The sequence below is a fragment of the Vibrio penaeicida genome (assembly GCF_002933855.1).
Lineage (GTDB): Bacteria > Pseudomonadota > Gammaproteobacteria > Enterobacterales > Vibrionaceae > Vibrio > Vibrio penaeicida_A.
In genome coordinates this window covers 176,463-194,071 of the sequence record NZ_BFAQ01000015.1, presented here as the reverse complement: position 1 = coordinate 194,071, position 17,609 = coordinate 176,463, and the positions used below count along the sequence as shown (strand labels likewise).

11 protein-coding genes are annotated in these 17,609 nt (G+C 44.6%); 10 read left to right on the top strand and 1 reads right to left on the bottom strand.

Going from position 1 to position 17,609, the window contains the following annotated elements; genetic code table 11:
* The first annotated feature begins 5 nt into the window (after nucleotides 1-5).
* The 9 genes from VPNCDNU1_RS09100 to tldD all read left to right on the top strand — a co-directional run bounded on the left by VPNCDNU1_RS09100 (nucleotide 6) and on the right by tldD (nucleotide 15,329).
* Nucleotides 6-4,439, top strand: coding sequence for a DUF6701 domain-containing protein (locus VPNCDNU1_RS09100; RefSeq protein WP_104400049.1), 4,434 nt, complete (start codon nucleotides 6-8; stop codon nucleotides 4,437-4,439).
* 172 nt (nucleotides 4,440-4,611) lie between these two features.
* Nucleotides 4,612-5,655 carry a rod shape-determining protein gene (locus tag VPNCDNU1_RS09095; RefSeq protein WP_101113396.1) on the top strand — a complete coding sequence of 348 codons (1,044 nt, stop codon included), beginning with the start codon at nucleotides 4,612-4,614 and terminating at the stop codon, nucleotides 5,653-5,655.
* A gap of 32 nt (nucleotides 5,656-5,687) precedes the next feature.
* Nucleotides 5,688-6,581 (top strand): rod shape-determining protein MreC, encoded by an 894-nt coding sequence (mreC, locus tag VPNCDNU1_RS09090; protein WP_104400048.1) that lies wholly within the window; start codon nucleotides 5,688-5,690, stop codon nucleotides 6,579-6,581.
* Nucleotides 6,571-7,059, top strand: coding sequence for a rod shape-determining protein MreD (gene mreD / locus VPNCDNU1_RS09085; protein ID WP_104400047.1), 489 nt, complete (start codon nucleotides 6,571-6,573; stop codon nucleotides 7,057-7,059). Before mreC ends, mreD begins: the two co-directional genes overlap by 11 nt.
* A 17-nt stretch (nucleotides 7,060-7,076) precedes the next feature.
* Nucleotides 7,077-7,649: a Maf family protein gene (locus tag VPNCDNU1_RS09080; protein ID WP_104400046.1), complete on the top strand. Its 573-nt coding sequence runs from the start codon at nucleotides 7,077-7,079 to the stop codon at nucleotides 7,647-7,649.
* Between the two features lie 19 nt (nucleotides 7,650-7,668).
* A complete protein-coding gene (gene rng, locus VPNCDNU1_RS09075; RefSeq protein ID WP_101113392.1) occupies nucleotides 7,669-9,138 on the top strand; it encodes a ribonuclease G in 1,470 nt (489 codons plus the stop codon).
* Nucleotides 9,139-9,149: 11 nt separating this feature from the next.
* Complete coding sequence (locus tag VPNCDNU1_RS09070) at nucleotides 9,150-13,022, top strand: YhdP family protein (protein WP_272897565.1); 3,873 nt, start codon at nucleotides 9,150-9,152, stop codon at nucleotides 13,020-13,022.
* A 37-nt stretch (nucleotides 13,023-13,059) separates the two neighbouring features.
* Nucleotides 13,060-13,887, top strand: a complete 828-nt coding sequence (locus VPNCDNU1_RS09065; protein ID WP_104400045.1) for a carbon-nitrogen hydrolase family protein — start codon at nucleotides 13,060-13,062, stop codon at nucleotides 13,885-13,887.
* On the top strand, nucleotides 13,884-15,329 hold the full coding sequence (tldD, locus tag VPNCDNU1_RS09060; RefSeq protein WP_104400044.1) for a metalloprotease TldD: 1,446 nt from the start codon (nucleotides 13,884-13,886) through the stop codon (nucleotides 15,327-15,329). The genes VPNCDNU1_RS09065 and tldD overlap by 4 nt, the downstream gene beginning before the upstream one ends.
* Nucleotides 15,330-15,440: 111 nt before the next feature.
* Here tldD and yjgA read toward each other — a convergent pair whose 3' ends face one another.
* Nucleotides 15,441-15,968 (bottom strand): ribosome biogenesis factor YjgA, encoded by a 528-nt coding sequence (yjgA, locus tag VPNCDNU1_RS09055; protein WP_101113389.1) that lies wholly within the window; start codon nucleotides 15,966-15,968, stop codon nucleotides 15,441-15,443.
* A gap of 121 nt (nucleotides 15,969-16,089) precedes the next feature.
* On the opposite strand from yjgA, the gene pmbA reads away from it, so the two are divergent.
* Nucleotides 16,090-17,433, top strand: a complete 1,344-nt coding sequence (gene pmbA, locus VPNCDNU1_RS09050) for a metalloprotease PmbA (protein ID WP_104400043.1) — start codon at nucleotides 16,090-16,092, stop codon at nucleotides 17,431-17,433.
* Nucleotides 17,434-17,609: the final 176 nt, after the last annotated feature.

Here is a 17,609-nt window from a genome sequence, read left to right as displayed (position 1 = left end):
TCCTCATGATGTTGAATGCTTTTCGCTTGGTTCAAGCCAAGTGGCCTTTGTTTCTGCTTTTAATCCTCTTTCCACTTCATTCGATAGCAGCGACAGAAGTGCCTAATGGAACGAGCATCAATGCGAACGATGGATTTTGCTTTGTTTTTAATATGGACTCAGATGGCAGTAATCGAGCTCGTTTAGAGGGTACTCGATTTTATCCATTTTGGACGGATGACAACACATACCAACGGTACAGTCCATTTGTCTATGAGTCGCGGCATGTTACCGACCCTCAAGTACGGCAGTACAAAGTTCAGTTTATTCCTGATCAAAACAATCAAAATAACATCAAGGGTACAGTAAAGTACTTTGTTGATGGTTTTAAAGAAAAAGAGCAGACGAACTTTAACCTAACAACGGCTGTTGGCGTTTCAACTAGCGACCCTTTTTTGAATCTTCGCGTGCTGGGAAACCAATTTTCTGCAGATAATTTCCGTATTTCTAAGGGGCGAAATTGCCCTCCCTTTCCCCGCGTAAAAATGGGCTATGACGATGCCCAGTATGAATTTGGTCGTTTACAAGGTGCGAATTGTAAGAATGGCTGCAGTATTCGATTTACGAAACAATATCGAACGGAGCCATTGGTATTTTTGATGCCAACTGTCGCTTCAAGTAATGCCGACAACGATAAGCCTGCTGCGTTATCCGTTACATCGGTTACAAAACAGTCCTTCAGTTTTATTCAGGATACCGCCCCCACTGCTGCTGAATACAATGGTATGGATGAAGTACTGATGGACTCAATAAGCTATATGGTGATTGAACCGGGTACAGCAACATTTGTGAGTCGAAGCGACGATGACGATGACGACGACGATGATGATACCAAAGCGCATAAAGTAGTTGCAGGTTATGTTTACACACAAGCGTATCGTGGTGATCAAACCAGCAGTACACCCAATAAAGTGAAAGTGAATTATTCCTCCTTCTCAAATACGACATTTGATGAACCTATTGCGTTAGCACAAATCAACTCTCCAACGAATCGATGGATGACTGCGGGTATCAAAAACGTTAAAGACGATTCAATTGATTTGTTTTTAGAGCTAACTCGAGTGAATCGAAATACCCCCGTTACGAATACAGAGAAAATCGCTTTCCTGGTCAGTGATGAAGGGAAAGGTATAGCCAATGGTGTCCATTACGAATTTGGAAAAGTCGAGGTTAATGAGCACAGTGGAAATACTCCGATACAAGATGCCTGTAATGACCTGGAAGAACTCGAACATGGCTACAAAACAGAGCCAGGTATCATTGCTAATAAACAAAAACGAAGTGGTAGTCATGGTGGATGGCTGCGGCGTTGTAAATTGTCCAGTGAGGATGACTCCAGTGATGACGATGATGGTGATTACGAAGTGAGTTTTGTCATTGACGAAGATCTTTCGGAATCTGGGTCAAATTCTAAGCGGTCACATGTGGATGAAGAGGTGGGGTATTTTGCTTTTGGACAACAACATATTCCAACTCCAAGATTTAATGTTTGCACACTGTTTCCGTCTGCTGCTCAAGGGTGGAAAGAGGGTCGCAACAGTCATATTGCTATGTCCAATGATGCTTCTATTTTAAATGCTCGATTGATCAATGGTCAGCGTACCGTTGGTTTCTCATCCGCTAACTTTAACAACCAAGCAAACTGTGATGGTGGTACTTGTGCCAATGATGCCAATTATCAGGTTTCTATGGATAAACTGCCTGACTTTTCACTCAATACGTCGATCTCTAATATTTGGGACGAAACGGTCACGTTATCGCCACTGCGATCAAAGACACTGAATATCGGGCGTTCCAATGTGACTCTTCAATCGGGTCATTACTATTTTGAAAATCTAGATATCAATAGTAAAACAACAATTAACATTCAAGGAAAAGTGGTGCTGCACGTTCAGCGATTAACACTTTCTAACGACTCCAAGTTTAATAATATGGGTAATCCTGATCACCTATTTATTGTGGGGTACAATCCGGAAAAGAGTGGTGGATCTTGTCCCGCTGGTGGCTGTGTTATCAGTTTGACTAAAAATGACAAACTTAAAGGGCTTATTTACAGTGAAGCGACGGTTAACCTGTCCAATAGTGTTCATATTTATGGTGCTGTAACCGCACTGAATTTGAACATGTCGAATAGCGCCAAAATCACCGGTGAAAGCCAATGTTTCTCACAGCCCGAGTTAGTGATTACACCCGATGCTGCCACAGGGCTTGCCTGTGACGGGATCCCAGTAACATTTAAATTGGTGGATAAAGCCACAAAGCAGCTACTTAATAACTATTCGGGCACACTTAGCGTAGACATTCCTAATAATGCTGCAGGGCAATCTTGTTGGCTTTCCGATTCTGACCCTGTTCGTTGTACGACACCTTTCCTGCATGAATTTGTAGCAGGACAAGACGCGATTGTGACGAAAACTTTGTCCAGTACCTCTTTATCTCCCGTCCACATTCAAGGGAAGCTACTTCAGAATACCAATGTGTCTGCGGATGCCGGACCATATCAATTTGTTCCGTATGGTTTTAAAGTTGCCGATGAAAACCGAGTCGACGACAATAAAGGGCAAGTCGCAAGTCGTCCCTTTAGTGTTAAAGTGTCTGCAGTCGCATCAAATGCAGCGAATCCTAGGCAATGTCAGACGATTGAAGATTACTCCGGGCATCAGTCCTTGAACATGTCCTATGAGCTGATTGCCCCATCACTTATCAATAGCTACAATTCTCTTGTTGTTCACAATACTGACATTCCGAAAGGAAGCGATCCACTTGCCGGAGCTACTGTACCCAATATTCAGTTTGATAAGGGTGTTGCAGTCTTAGATAGTGTTTATTCGTCAGCTGGTCAGTTCAAGCTCCATGTGGCGGATGCGAAATGGCAACCATCACAAGTCAGCATGCCTTCGTGGTCTGGTTTAGCAGGAAGCGCCACCATAAATAGCCGTCCTTTCGCTTTATCAATTTGTCATGCTCCACAAGGTGGCTCTTTTCAGTTGTTTCCTTCTGGTACCGCAAGTGGAGGTTATAAATTTACTGGCTCAGGTAATTTTGTGGATTCGCGACTAAGGGCTTTACGCTGGTATTCCAGCGCTGATACTAATAATGATGGTGTTCCTGATGGCGGTTACATGGATCCGCTATTGTGTTTAGAAGACAGTGTGACCGGTTTTGAAGTCTCTGCTGATGTGCATTTTGACCTTCATACTCCTTCCTTGGGTCATAAAGGGATACTTGAGATGGCAAATCAGATAAGTAACTCAAGTAATGGTTATTTACCTATATCCGTGAATTTCAATGAACGGGGGATTTCTGATCAAAGCTTTAGATGGTCTGAAGTAGGCAGCATTCAGATGTGGGTTGAAAAGAACAACTACTTAAATGGTATGTCTGTGCCTTTTATTAAACACCCCATTGGTCGCTTTTATCCATCTCACTTCTCTCTTGAAAAAGCAGAATTTATTTACCCTACTGGGCAGAATAACTTTGTTTACATGAACCAGCCTTTCGAAGATGTAGTTTTTGAAGTAAAAGCGTTGTCAGCTATGACTGAAAGAAATGTACCTCTCCCGACATTAAATTATGGAGAACACTACAGCCAGCATTTAAAAGCCTCTTTCTCGTTGGTGGGAGAACATGCAGACCGGCTTTCTATTAAGGATTCCGACCTCGGAAGTGGGTTGTGGGGCAACGATGCATTGTGGCGATTCAATCCGTCGGATGATGTCACTTGGTCACGTTTAATGGTGAGTAGCACTCAAACTTATCCAGATAAATTGTTTAATTACTCCGGAATTTTAGCGGTGCTTGATTCAACCGCGACAGAGATAGACTTGAAAATCAGCGGTGTGGATCCTGTGAGTTTCTCCGCTAACTCGGATGAAGAACGTATACGTTTACCTCAACAGCCAGATGTTCGATATGGTCGAATGATTTTGGAAGATCTGGGTACACAATCGAATGGTCGAGTATCTGTCCCCATGCGTACTGAATTTTGGAATGGTGAAGAGTTTGTTGTTAATAATGACGACAGCAAAAGTAGCTTCGTCGGAAATCAATTCTGCCGTCAAACAATATGGAACAGTCTAGGCAGTGAGCTTTCAACGGCGAGTTTCAATGAATCTGGCAGAGTTTCCCATGGTGAGAGTGATGAGCTAATTGCGAAACAAAATGCCACCATAAGAGAACAAGTGCGCCTATGGTTAAGAATTGGTACTGGGCAGATAGGAAAAATAAACCCAACGGATAACAACATAGAATGTTGGAGCTCTTCAGGAAACCAAGATTGGTTGAAATACAATTGGAGAGGAGTTGGGGATGAAATACCTTCGGCAGTTATCACTTTTGGAACTTACCGAGGAAATGACCGGATTATTTACCGGGGAGAGCCAAGAATCACTGGTCGATAAAACTGAGGTTTTCACCGCTTAACATTAAAAATGAGGGCTTAAGTAAAGAATCTGCAAGAAAAAGCGAGATTCAGCCCATGTTTACATGTCAATGCCTTGCTGATAACGCAAGGCATTGGTACATTTAGTGCAATTTTATGTCTTCTTAATGCTTGCAGGATGAACGAAGAATATGTTTAAAAAACTTCGTGGCATGTTTTCAAACGATCTCTCTATCGATTTAGGTACAGCCAATACTCTTATCTACGTAAAAGGTCAGGGCATTGTCCTTGATGAACCTTCCGTTGTGGCCATTCGACAGGACCGCGCTGGTACCGCAAAAAGTGTCGCAGCTGTAGGGCACGAAGCGAAACAAATGCTGGGTCGTACTCCGGGCAATATTTCAGCAATCCGTCCTATGAAAGATGGCGTTATTGCTGATTTTTATGTTACTGAAAAAATGCTTCAGCACTTCATAAAGCAGGTGCATGACAACAGCGTTTTGAAACCAAGCCCTCGCGTTTTGGTTTGTGTACCGTGTGGTTCTACTCAAGTTGAGCGCCGAGCTATCCGTGAATCTGCTCTTGGGGCGGGTGCACGTGAAGTTTATCTGATTGATGAGCCAATGGCGGCAGCAATTGGTGCAGGCTTACGCGTGTCAGAGCCAACTGGTTCAATGGTTGTCGATATCGGCGGTGGTACAACAGAGGTTGCCGTTATCTCGCTTAACGGTGTGGTCTATTCCTCTTCTGTTCGTATCGGTGGGGACCGATTCGACGAAGCCGTTATCAATTACGTTCGTCGAAACTACGGCAGTTTGATTGGTGAAGCGACAGCAGAAAAAATTAAGCACGAAATCGGTTCCGCTTACCCTGGCGATGAAGTAGAAGAAATCGAAGTGCGCGGTCGCAATTTAGCAGAAGGTGTGCCACGCAGCTTCACATTGAACTCCAATGAGATCCTTGAAGCACTTCAAGAACCTCTAACTGGTATAGTTTCTGCTGTTATGGTTGCACTTGAACAATGCCCACCAGAATTGGCCTCTGACATTTCTGAAAATGGTATGGTTCTTACTGGTGGTGGTGCACTACTGAAAGATTTGGACCGTCTTCTGACAGAAGAAACAGGCATTCCTGTTGTTGTGGCAGAAGAACCCCTGACTTGTGTTGCTCGTGGTGGCGGTAAAGCGCTAGAAATGATCGACGTACATGGCGGCGATCTGTTTAGCGAAGAGTAAGCCTTGCTGCTTTTAACTTCGGGTAAACAGCGATGAAACCGATATTTGGCAGGGGACCATCCCTGCAACTGCGTCTGTTTTTTGCGGTCATACTATCAGCCAGCCTTATGCTGGCTGATAGTCGTTTAGACACATTTTCCAGCGTACGTTATTTCTTAAACAGCTCCGTTGCGCCAATCCAATACTTGGCGAATTTACCTCGTACCATGTTTGATGGCATGTACGAGCGAATGAACACGCGCGAAACCTTGCTCACGTCTAACCAAGCATTGAAACGAGAAGTTCTCAGGCTCAAAAGTAATTTGACTCTACTTGATCAGTACCGTGAAGAAAACCAACGCTTAAGAAAGTTACTAGGCTCCCCTTTTATTCGTGATGAAAGGAAGGTAGTGACGGAAGTAATGGCTGTGGACTCTTCACCCTATCGCCACCAAGTAGTGATCGATAAAGGTCAAATTGATGGGGTATATGTCGGTCAGCCTGTTATCAACGAGAAAGGCATTGTTGGTCAGGTAACCTTTGTTGCCGCTCACAATAGCCGCGTATTACTGATCACCGATACCAACAGCTCCATCCCCGTACAAGTGGTACGAAATGATATTCGTGTTATTGCCTCGGGTAACGGGAGCATCAATACCATACAGCTTGAACATATCCCAAGCAGTACAGAAATTGAAGAGGGTGACTTACTGGTCACTTCTGGTCTAGGCGATCGATACCCTGAAGGCTACCCGGTTGGTTACGTCACCACTGTTGAGCGCGATAATCGACGTCCGTTCGCGTCGATCACTGCTGAACCTGTGGTGGCGTTTGACCGATTACGTTATCTGCTATTGGTTTGGCCAAGTGAAAATAGACAAGATATTCAGCCAGTGGACCATGGAAATACCAGTGAATCTGTCAGTGAGGTGAGTGATGGCGAATAGTGTTCTAAAGGGGCGCATGGTCATTTGGGCGACTTTCCTTATAGCTTTGGTCTTTCAATCCATTCCTTGGCCGGGGATGTTTGAAATATTCCGCCCTGCATGGTTGTTGCTCATCGTGTTTTACTGGGTCTTGGCTTTGCCACATCGAGTCAATGTAGGTACAGCGTTAGTACTTGGGTTGATTTGGGATCTGCTACTGGGTTCCACCCTAGGTATACGTGGCATGATGATGTCAATCACCGTTTACTTAGTGGCTATGAATTTTCTTGTTTTACGAAATATGGCACTGTGGCAGCAAGCCATCATTATTGGTGCGCTGACGGCATTGGCTGAATTACTAGAGTTTTTTGGTGAATACCTCATTCAGGATGTCACGTTTAACCCATTGTCACTTTGGGCTGCGGTAGTGAACTGTATTTTGTGGCCATGGATATTCCTTTTGCTGCGTCGAGTGAGACGCCATTGGCATATTCGGTAATTGATAAGGAAAAAGGTATGTCCCAGACAGAGCGCAGGTTAACCTTAGCTTCTAGCTCACCAAGACGAAAAGAATTACTTGGTAAGTTGGGCTACCCGTTTGATACGGTTTCTCCAGATATCATAGAAGAAAAAAGCGTCAGTGAGTCCGTTTCCCAATACGTGGTTCGACTTGCTAAAGAAAAAGCGCAGGCCGGTCTAATGATGACTGAACAAGCCGATATTGTTATTGGCTCTGATACCATTGTTGTTGTTGACGGTGAAGCGCTAGAGAAACCAGAAGATTTTGAAAGCTCACGAGTTATGTTGAGCCGCTTGTCAGGACGCAGTCATCAGGTGCTAACCGCCGTGACTGTATTAGACAAAACTCGCAGTGAGTCTGTACTTGTTGAAACAAACGTATGGTTTAAATCCCTGTCAGAACAAGAAATAACAAGTTACTGGGAAACAGGCGAACCGTGCGATAAAGCTGGCAGTTATGGAATTCAGGGGATTGGTGGGAAGTTTATCTCTCGCATTGAAGGGAGTTACCATGCCGTTATGGGGCTACCATTGATGGAAACTGACCAGCTCTTGCACAAGTTTTTCTAATTTAATTTGAGGCACACGAATGAGTGCAGAGTTGTTGATAAACGTTACTCCGAGCGAAACTCGAGTGGCGATGATTGTAGGTGGAATACTACAAGAAGTTCATATTGAACGTGAGTCGAAAAGAGGCATTGTAGGCAATATTTACAAAGGACGCGTGAGCCGAGTATTGCCAGGAATGCAAGCAGCATTTGTCGATATTGGTTTGGAAAAAGCCGCGTTTCTCCATGCTTCTGATATCGTTCCGCATACAGAATGTGTTGCTGAAAATGAAAAGCAGCAATTCCAAGTCAGAGATATCTCTGAGCTGGTTCGCCAAGGACAAGACATTGTCGTACAGGTCGTTAAAGACCCGCTTGGCACAAAAGGTGCCCGCCTTACTACAGACATCACGCTTCCCTCCCGTTATTTAGTCTTTATGCCAGGCGCAAGCCACGTGGGTGTATCTCAGCGTATAGAAAGTGAAGATGAACGCGAACGATTGAAAAAAACGGTCTCCAGTTATTGCGATGAACACGGTGGGTTTATCATCCGTACCGCTGCAGAAGGGGCAGATGAGCAAGAATTGTCTCAAGATGCCGCTTTCCTAAAGCGTTTATGGATGAAAGTCATCGAGCGCCGAAAGAAATACAAAACTCGTTCAACGCTATACGGTGAACTGGGGTTAGCTCAGAGAATTCTACGAGACTTTGTTGGAACAGAACTCGATAGCATTCAAGTCGATTCAAGGTTGGTATACGAAAACCTTAGAGAATTCGTATCGGAATTCGTGCCAGAGCTGCATGAGAAACTGAAGCTTTACGAAGGCGATAAACCCATTTTCGATATGTACGATACCGAGAATGAGATTCAACGTTCTTTAGACAGAAAAGTTGAGCTTAAGTCCGGTGGTTACCTTATCATCGATCAGACCGAGGCGATGACAACAGTCGATATCAACACCGGAGCTTTTGTTGGTCGCAGAAATTTGGAAGAAACCATATTCAATACGAATGTTGAAGCGACTCAAGCGATTGCTCGTCAGCTTAGGCTACGCAACCTTGGGGGCATCATTATTATCGACTTCATTGACATGATGTCAGATGAACACCGTAAGCGAGTGATCACTTCTTTGGAATTGGCGCTTGCTCACGACAGAGTTAAAACGAACATCAACGGATTCACACAGCTGGGTTTGGTTGAAATGACACGTAAGCGAACTCGCGAAAGTATTGAACATGTTCTGTGCTCCGAGTGTCCAACCTGTAAAGGTCGTGGTTCAGTGAAAACGGTCGAGTCGGTGTGTTATGAGATCCTGCGTGAAGTGACTCGTGTAAACCGCGCTTACGATGCTGATAAATTTGTCGTGTATGCGTCTCCTGCCGTTTCAGATACTCTGACTGGCGAAGAGTCACATGCATTGGCAGAGCTTGAAGTCTTTATTGGAAAAGAAGTGAAAATTCAACCTGAACCACTGTATGTCCAGGAACAATTTGATGTCGTTATGATGTAAATGGAGCAACAGTGAAGTTTCTGCCATCTCTACTTTGGCGCACGCTCATTTGGAGTTTAGTCACCGTAATGGTGATCCTTGCGATCACCGTTACTGTTTTGCGTGTTTCTCTTCCTCGTTTAGATAAGTATCAAGCTGATATCGAAACGTGGGTTTCTCAATCCACGGGAATCGAATTCCAAAGTGAAAAGGTCAGTGGCTACTGGAAAAATACTCACCCTTTCATTGCATTAGAAAACCTGCAAGCCATTCTTCCAGATGAAGATAAAACCCAAATCCTTATCCGAGAAGCTGAAATAGAACTAGACATTTTTGCCTCACTTCGCCAACTAACCCCTGTCGTGTCGACGTTACGTGTTGATGGGCTGAGTTTAGATATTCAGCACATTAAATGGTTGAAAGAAAGCAACCAAGCTATTGGAAAGCCAGAGGTATCTTCCCCTTCATCTGAAAGTGTTTTAAGCGACATTGAACACTTACTTCTGCGCCAATTGAACGATTTTTCGATTGCCAATTCAAACGTAACTTACCAGACGTTTACCGGCGATATAAAAACGTTGGAAATTGAGCATTTAAAGTGGCAGAACTTTGGAAACCAGCATCGGGCTGATGGCGTTATTGGCATTGCAGATGACGACATAAATAGCCTAACGGTGAAAGCTGATTTTACCGAGTCGGGAGATTTGTCTCGAATCAGTGGTGATTTCTTCGTTAGTGCCGAAAACCTTCAAGTGACGCCTTGGCTTACAAAGTACTTGAAAGACAAAGTAGGCATTGCTCAGGGGCACGCTAGCTTTAATTCTTGGATTACGTTGGACAAAGGGCAACCTAAAAACGCTTACTTAGAAATTTTACCAAGCGAAATCAGTTGGAATAAGGAAGCGCAGCATAGCTTAATGCTGGAGCACGGTATTGTTAGCATGGCTCCATCAGGCTCAGGCTGGCAAGTGAATGCCCACTCACTTAGACTCCGAACAGATGATACACCTTGGCCCTTGTTGGATGCGGTATTTAAATTCAACAAAGAAAACTGGCAGTTAAATGTATCTGAAGTCAATGTCGCAACTTTAACGCCATTCGTTCACTTGATGCCTGAGTCGGATAAGCTTAACGGGTGGCTGGATACCGTTCAGCTCGGAGGTAGAGTAGAAGACATTCGTGTATCCATGGGCAAAGATCCGTCGAGCATGCGCTTTTCTGCCATTCTTGAAGATGGAGCAATGAAACAGTGGGAGCTGTTACCTGAATTGCATCACCTAAGTGCTCAAGTGTCTGGTTCTCTAGAGCAGATCAATGCTCGTGTTTCTTTGATTGATGATGAATTGCCTTATGGTGATGTATTTCAAGCCCCGCTCAAAATTCGCCAAGCCCAAGTGGACATCACATGGAAAGATCTGGGTGATTGGGGTTGGAGCCTATGGGCAGACAAAGTAACAGCAGCAACACCTGATCTCCAAGTATTAGGTGCCTTTAAATTGGATTTCCCTAAAGGGAAAAGCCCATTCCTTTCTTTTTATGCCGAAGCTGATGCCTTCAACGCAGGTGAAACGTGGCGCTATCTGCCAACTCTGGCGTTAGGTACGGAATTGACGGATTACCTATCAACAGCGATTCAAGCAGGTAAAGCGAGCACATCTAAGTTGCTCTGGTATGGCAGCTTGGATCGATTCCCATACTCTAACAATGATGGCATGTTCCAAGCACTGGTAAATTTAAAGCAGTCGCAGTTTAGTTTTGACACGGCGTGGCCGCCGCTTAAGAACCTTCAGCTTGATTTGTTATTCCAAAATGAAGCCATGTTTATGGATTCTCGAAGCGCGACACTCATGGATGTGAAGGCGAGTCGAATTACGGGAAGAATCCCGTCGTTGTCGGAAAATGGTCATATAGAAATAGAAGCCACAGCAAGAGGTAAAGGTGATGCCGTTCGTGATTACATGATGGCCACACCTTTGGTTGATTCTGTTGGTGCCGCTTTAACTGCCGTTCAAGTTAAAGGCTTGGTTGATGCGGATTTTCAACTAAAGATTCCTTTTGATGGAAGCGATACTCGGGCTTGGGGCTGGGCAAAACTACCAGATAATCAAGTTGATATTAAAACACCCTCAATGACGCTAAGTAATGCATCTGGTTTAATCGAATTTGATAATGATGTGGTTCGGTCCTCTGGTCTATCTGCGGAACTCTTAGGGCAGCCTATTTCTCTGGACTTTTTAGGGCAAACTCAGAGCAAGAACTACAACGTAAATATCGATGTTCTTGGGGATTGGGACGTACAACCATTGGTGCCGTATGTAGGCGAAACGTGGTTGAAGCGCGTACAAGGTCATGCGCCGTGGAGTATGGATGTTGATTTGCAAATTAACGATGTCGGCTTTACCTATCAGGTTGATGTGAAAGCGGAAACTCAATTTATTGCCAGCCAATATCCAGAGCCTCTCGGTAAAGCATTGGGTGAGAAAGGCAGTGCTAGGCTACAAGCCTCTGGTAACCAAGAAACCATTTCTGCACGCTTACAGCTTCCTGAATTTAAATATCAGGCTGAAATTGATATTAGCAATGAAAGACCCGAATTCGGAGCCTCTCACCTAGTGGTCGGGCGTGGCGCATTCCGAGTAAGCCCCATTGTTGGTCACAGTGCGGTTGTGCGTCGTGATAACTTCAATCTGGATCATTGGTTAGAGCTCTTTTTGGGACCTGTCACCGGTCCCCAACCGCTAGTGAGCGAATTAGATGTGCCTAAAATCCCCGTTCCAGAAAGCGTTAAAGTGGAGAGCAAAGCGCTGACGTTAGCCGGGGTCGAATGGCATGATTTAAACTTTAGCGCTCGCAAGAAGAGTCTTGGCTGGAAGATGGAAGCGGAGGGGGCTGAGATATCAGGTCAAGCAAGCTACCTTGAACCGTATGATTTAACGGTTTCACTGGATAGACTGCAACTCTATATCCCTGGTTTCGATGAATCGACAGACCCTGAGCCACTCGCTTTGGATGATGAAAAACCCCAACCTCTGATTCGACCTTTTGACCGAGTATTTCATGACGCGGTACCCAACCTAACGTTGGCAATAGACGACTTTTGGTTACAAGGCTATAAGATCGGAAAGGTCAATGTGGACTTTTTAAGGCAAGGCGATCGTCTTGAATGGAAGAATATTTCCTTCTCAAGTGGCGACAATAAGTTTAAGGCTTCCGGTTGGTGGATGCTCAAAGAGAACCAAAGTCGCTCTAAATTTAAAATGGTGATGTCTGGTAAGAACAATACAGAAGTGATGGAACGTTTCGGTATTACTTCCGGCATTCAAAAGGCGCCATTTGACGTGGAGACAGATCTTGAATGGAATGGCGCACCTTGGTTGCCCCAAATGACTTCTATGAATGGAACCATCTCCTCTAAGCTAGGGAAAGGTGTAATATCCGATGTGAGTGGTGCAGCGCGTCTTCTTGGGCTGTTCAGCTTAGACTCCATTATTCGTAAAATGCAGCTCGATTTCAGTGATGTGTTTGATAAGGGGATGGCGTTCAATAGCATTACGGGATCTGGTGAAGTGAAGAACGGTATTTTTGTTACTAATGATATTGAGATGGATGCTGTAGCAGGACGCATGTCAATTAAAGGATTAGCAAACCTAGAAACACAAGTAGTGGATGCTGAAGTAGAGTTTGTACCCGATCTAACATCAGGTATTCCCGTCATTACCGCGTTTGCAGTGGCACCACAAACCGCTATATATGTTTTTGCGATAACCACCGCGCTATCTCCAGTAGTGGAAGTGTTTACCAAGGTAAATTATGCAGTGAAAGGGGCATTGGATAACCCAAGCGTAACGGAGATATCTAGAAGTAAGGGTGAATATACGGTACCTGACAACACCTCTCAAAACTAAGTTTGTAGTTTGAGGTTTGAAACCTAAGGAGAAGGACATGCGAGTAGGACTGATTCAAATGACGTCAAACGCTTTGCCTCAGCATAATTTAAACATTATTGAGCAAGGGGTTGAATCATTGGCCAAACAGGGGGCAGAGCTGATTTCTACCCCTGAAAACGCACTCGTATTTGGTAGTCGAGACGAGTATCACTCCGTTGCCGAAAAGCTAGGGGAGGGGTTGCTTCAACAAGCTTTTCAGAACTTAGCTCAGACTTATGGTGTCTGGCTCCATATTGGCAGTTTTCCAATTCAACAAACCAAAGGTATCACGACAACGTCATTGCTTTATAACCCAAAAGGTGAATGCGTTGCTCACTACGACAAACTTCATCTATTTGATGTGGATGTCGTAGACAAACAGGGGAACTATCGCGAATCCGACACCTTTGCCTACGGCAACAAGATTTCGCTAGTTGATACGCCCTCTGCTACACTTGGTCTAACAATTTGTTATGACTTAAGATTTCCTTCTCTATTTAGCGAACTTAGAAACCAAGGTGCGGATATTATATTTGTGCCCGCCGCATTCACTGCCGTCACCGGTAAGGCGCACTGGGAGATTCTGTTAAGAGCGAGAGCCATAGAAACTCAGTGCTTTGTCATCGCAGTAAACCAAGGCGGAACACATGCATGTGGGCGTGAAACTTGGGGACACTCAATGGTGGTAAGCCCTTGGGGTGAAGTCATCGCTTCATTAGAACAAGAATCAGGAACATTATTGGTAGAGCTGGATTTAGAACAGCTTGCCTCAATCAGAAAGAATATGCCGTTGATAGAGCACAATCGCTTTAGCAACGTAATGAAGAAAGAGCCGATCAAATGACAATAAATCAAATTGAACAAGAATTACTGGCACCTACGGGTCTCACTGAGAAAGATCTTGCTGAGACATTAGGTCTGATTGCCAGCCGAGATGTAGATTATGCTGATCTGTACTTTCAGTCGAGCTGGCATGAATCTCTGGTTCTGGAAGACAGTATTATAAAAGATGGCTCTTTTAATATTGATCGTGGTGTGGGTGTTCGTGCTATCACCGGAGAGAAAACGGGTTTTGCTTACTCCGATCAAATCGACCTTAATGGATTAAAGCAAAGTGCAATTGCAGCTCGCGGTATCGCATCTCAAGGCCAAACGGGTTCAGTTAAAGCGTTTTCTCGCAACCAAGCTCCGGAGTTCTACCGTTCAGTTAATCCGCTAGAAAGTTTGCAGAAGCAGCAAAAAATTGAGTTGCTAAAGCAGCTCGATGCGTACATTCGTACTAAAGAGCCCTTGATACAAGAAGTTTCGGTTAGCATCAGTGGCGTTTACGAGCAGATGCTGGTAGCCGCGACAGATGGTACTTATGCTGGGGATATTCGACCTCTCGTTCGATTGTCTATCAGTGTATTGGCGAAGAAAGGCGATCGTCGAGAGCGTGGCAGTTCTGGTGGTGGTGGTCGATATGGCTATGAGTTTTTCCTTCAAGAAGAAGGTGGTCGAAAGCGTGCTTTTGATTTTGCGGATGAAGCCATTCGTCAAGCTATGGTTAACTTAGAAGCGGACGCAGCTCCTGCTGGTACCATGCCTGTTGTTTTAGGGGCAGGCTGGCCGGGCGTTCTTCTACATGAAGCGGTTGGTCATGGATTAGAAGGTGATTTTAACCGGAAAGCTTCTTCTGTGTTTTCGGGCAAAGTGGGTGAACAAGTCACATCAAAACATTGCACCATTGTTGATGATGGAACCTTGCCCGACTTGCGTGGTTCTTTGAACGTTGATGACGAAGGTGTCGCTGGCAAATACAACACTCTTATTGAGAATGGCGTGTTAAAAGGCTACATGCAAGATAAGCACAACGCCCAATTAATGGGGGTTGCACCAACGGGTAATGGTCGTCGTGAATCATACGCGCACCTTCCAATGCCTCGTATGACCAATACTTACATGCTGGCTGGTGAACATTCTCCTGAAGAAATCATCTCAACGGTGAAAAACGGCCTTTACGCCCCTAACTTTGGTGGGGGACAAGTAGATATTACTTCGGGCAAATTTGTATTCTCAACGTCAGAAGCGTATTTGATTGAAGACGGTAAGGTTACTCGACCAGTTAAAGGTGCGACGCTTATTGGTTCAGGGATTGAAGCGATGCAGCAGGTATCGATGGTTGGTAATGATCTTGCCTTAGATCGTGGTGTTGGTGTCTGTGGTAAAGCTGGGCAAAGCGTGCCAGTGGGTGTCGGCCAACCTACACTGAAACTGGATTCCATCACTGTTGGTGGTACAGAGTAAATGACTTAACCTGAACTCGGGATAGCAGTTTGCTTTGTTTGCTGTGACCGAGTTGTAGAAATAAACCAGTTAGATATAAAAAAGCTGCCTAGGCAGCTTTTTTTTGTGTCTCTATTCTGTCTCTTCGAAAAGTACTTTTAGAGTTTGGAAAATCTCTCTAGAGGATTTTGGCGGTTTGTTGTTTTGTTTTTCCCTTTTTGCCTGACGAGAAAGCTGACGTAAGCGCTGTCTGTCTGCAGATGGGAATCGCTCTAACACTTCCGCAATCGCGCTATCGCCTTCCTCTATAACGCGATCTCTCAATTGCTCCAATTTATGCAATTCCGCAGTGGCTTGGGAGTGCTTGTTGCGAACTTTATCCAATGCGGCTTGAATAGGCTCTGGATCTTCTGTACGCATCAGTTTTCCAATGTACTGAAGCTGACGACGTTTGGCTTCATTTTTGAAACGTTGCGCGTCTGCGATGGCGTCTCGCAGATCTTCACTGAGTGGAAATTTTTCCAATACCGCCGGTTTTAGTTCCACCAGTTCTTCACCTAGCTTCTGCAGTTCTTCCATATCCTGCTTCATCTCGGATTTACTTACCCAGATGATTTCTTCTTCCTCTTCCCACGGCGCTTTTTGGTTTTTACGTGCCATTTCTGTCTGCCTACTTCGATATCAGTGTTCAATTATCGCTTATTTTAACAAGAATTATGGGGCGAAAGCGAAAACCTTGTTATCCTTAATCAATAATCCCTTAAACAACAGTTATTTCGGTATGGACGTAAAAGCGCAAATCGCACAACAAAAGTTGGAATTAGAGGAAGCTGTCAGCAAAGCATTGGAAATTGCGACAGGAACGGCAGACGCTGCTGAAGTCGCTATTAGCAAAAGCACCGGTATCAGCGTATCAACTCGCATGTGTGAAGTTGAAAATGTCGAATTTAATAGTGACGGTGCTTTAGGCATCACTGTGTATCGTGGCCAGCGTAAAGGCAGTGCCTCGACATCTGATTTGAGTGAAAAAGCAATTCAACAGACAGTGATGGCAGCGCTTGATATCGCAAACTACACATCTGAAGACCCTTGTGCAGGTCCTGCGCCTAAAGAATTGATGGTTAAGGACATCCCTGATTTGGATCTTTTCCACCCAGACGAACCGGAACCAGACCAAGCGGCTAAGCTCGCTATTGCAGCCGAAGAAGCGGCACTCAGTTACAGCGACAAAATCAAGCAGAGTGACGGCGCAAGCTACGATAGCCATTATGGCTTAAAAGTGTATGGCAACAGCCACGGTTTACTGGCTAGCTATGCTTCGAGCAGACACAGCATGAGCTGTTGTGTGATTGGTGCGGGTGAAAATGGCGATATGGAGCGTGATTACAACTACACTGTTTCACGCCGAAAAGAAGATTTATGGTCACCTGAAACGGTTGGCTTAAAAGCGGCTGAAAAGACCATAAGCCGTTTAGATGCACAGCGTTTACCAACTGGGAAAATGCCCGTTATGTTTGCTGCGGATGTTGCAACTGGCTTGATTGGTCACCTTGTGATGGCTATCAGTGGCGGAAATCTTTACAGAAAATCTTCATTCTTGTTGGACAAGTTAGGCGAACAGATTCTGCCATCTTGGTTTAACATTCACGAAAAACCGCATATGCTTCGTGGCTTAGCTTCAAGCCCGTTTGATAACGAAGGTGTCTTTACTCAAGACAAACAAATCATTACGGATGGTGTTCTATCTACTTACCTACTGACGAGCTATGCCGCGCGTAAAATGAACATGACACCAACAGGGCACGCTGGTGGTATTCATAACTGGTTTGTAGAATCAACGGGACAAAGCTTTGATGCCATGCTTAAAGAGTTAGGTACGGGTTTTTTAGTCACCGAGCTAATGGGGCAGGGTGTGAACTCTGTAACTGGCGATTATTCTCGTGGCGCGGCTGGTTTTTATGTTGAAAACGGGGAAATAAAGTACCCAGTATCTGAAGTGACGATTGCTGGTAATCTCGTGGACATGTATCAGAAAATCGTTGCCGTGGGTAGTGATGTGGAAACGCGTTCTCAGATTCAAACAGGGTCTATTTTAATTGAATCCATGAAGATTGCAGGCGAGTAGAAACATACGGCTTAAGTGAAAAGGACCACGCTTTTATATTTGCCTTAATACTTATGAAAAAGCGCCAATGACTTATTGGCGTTTTTTTGTTTTTACCCTTGCCTCTCCTACCATTGTTCCTCACAAAAATGAATGTATATGGTATAATCCCCGCCCTTTTTACTGACGTTTTGTAC

Bases quoted from the DNA above. Each gene is read 5' to 3' on its own strand.
- tldD (WP_104400044.1), top strand. From the start codon at position 13,884: ATGACAATAAATCAAATTGAACAAGAATTACTGGCACCTACGGGTCTC.
- mreD (WP_104400047.1), top strand. From the start codon at position 6,571: ATGGCGAATAGTGTTCTAAAGGGGCGCATGGTCATTTGGGCGACTTTC.
- rng (WP_101113392.1), top strand. From the start codon at position 7,669: ATGAGTGCAGAGTTGTTGATAAACGTTACTCCGAGCGAAACTCGAGTG.
- VPNCDNU1_RS09100 (WP_104400049.1), top strand. From the start codon at position 6: ATGATGTTGAATGCTTTTCGCTTGGTTCAAGCCAAGTGGCCTTTGTTT.
- VPNCDNU1_RS09080 (WP_104400046.1), top strand. From the start codon at position 7,077: ATGTCCCAGACAGAGCGCAGGTTAACCTTAGCTTCTAGCTCACCAAGA.
- mreC (WP_104400048.1), top strand. From the start codon at position 5,688: ATGAAACCGATATTTGGCAGGGGACCATCCCTGCAACTGCGTCTGTTT.
- pmbA (WP_104400043.1), top strand. From the start codon at position 16,090: ATGGACGTAAAAGCGCAAATCGCACAACAAAAGTTGGAATTAGAGGAA.
- VPNCDNU1_RS09065 (WP_104400045.1), top strand. From the start codon at position 13,060: ATGCGAGTAGGACTGATTCAAATGACGTCAAACGCTTTGCCTCAGCAT.
- yjgA (WP_101113389.1), bottom strand. From the start codon at position 15,968: ATGGCACGTAAAAACCAAAAAGCGCCGTGGGAAGAGGAAGAAGAAATC.
- VPNCDNU1_RS09095 (WP_101113396.1), top strand. From the start codon at position 4,612: ATGTTTAAAAAACTTCGTGGCATGTTTTCAAACGATCTCTCTATCGAT.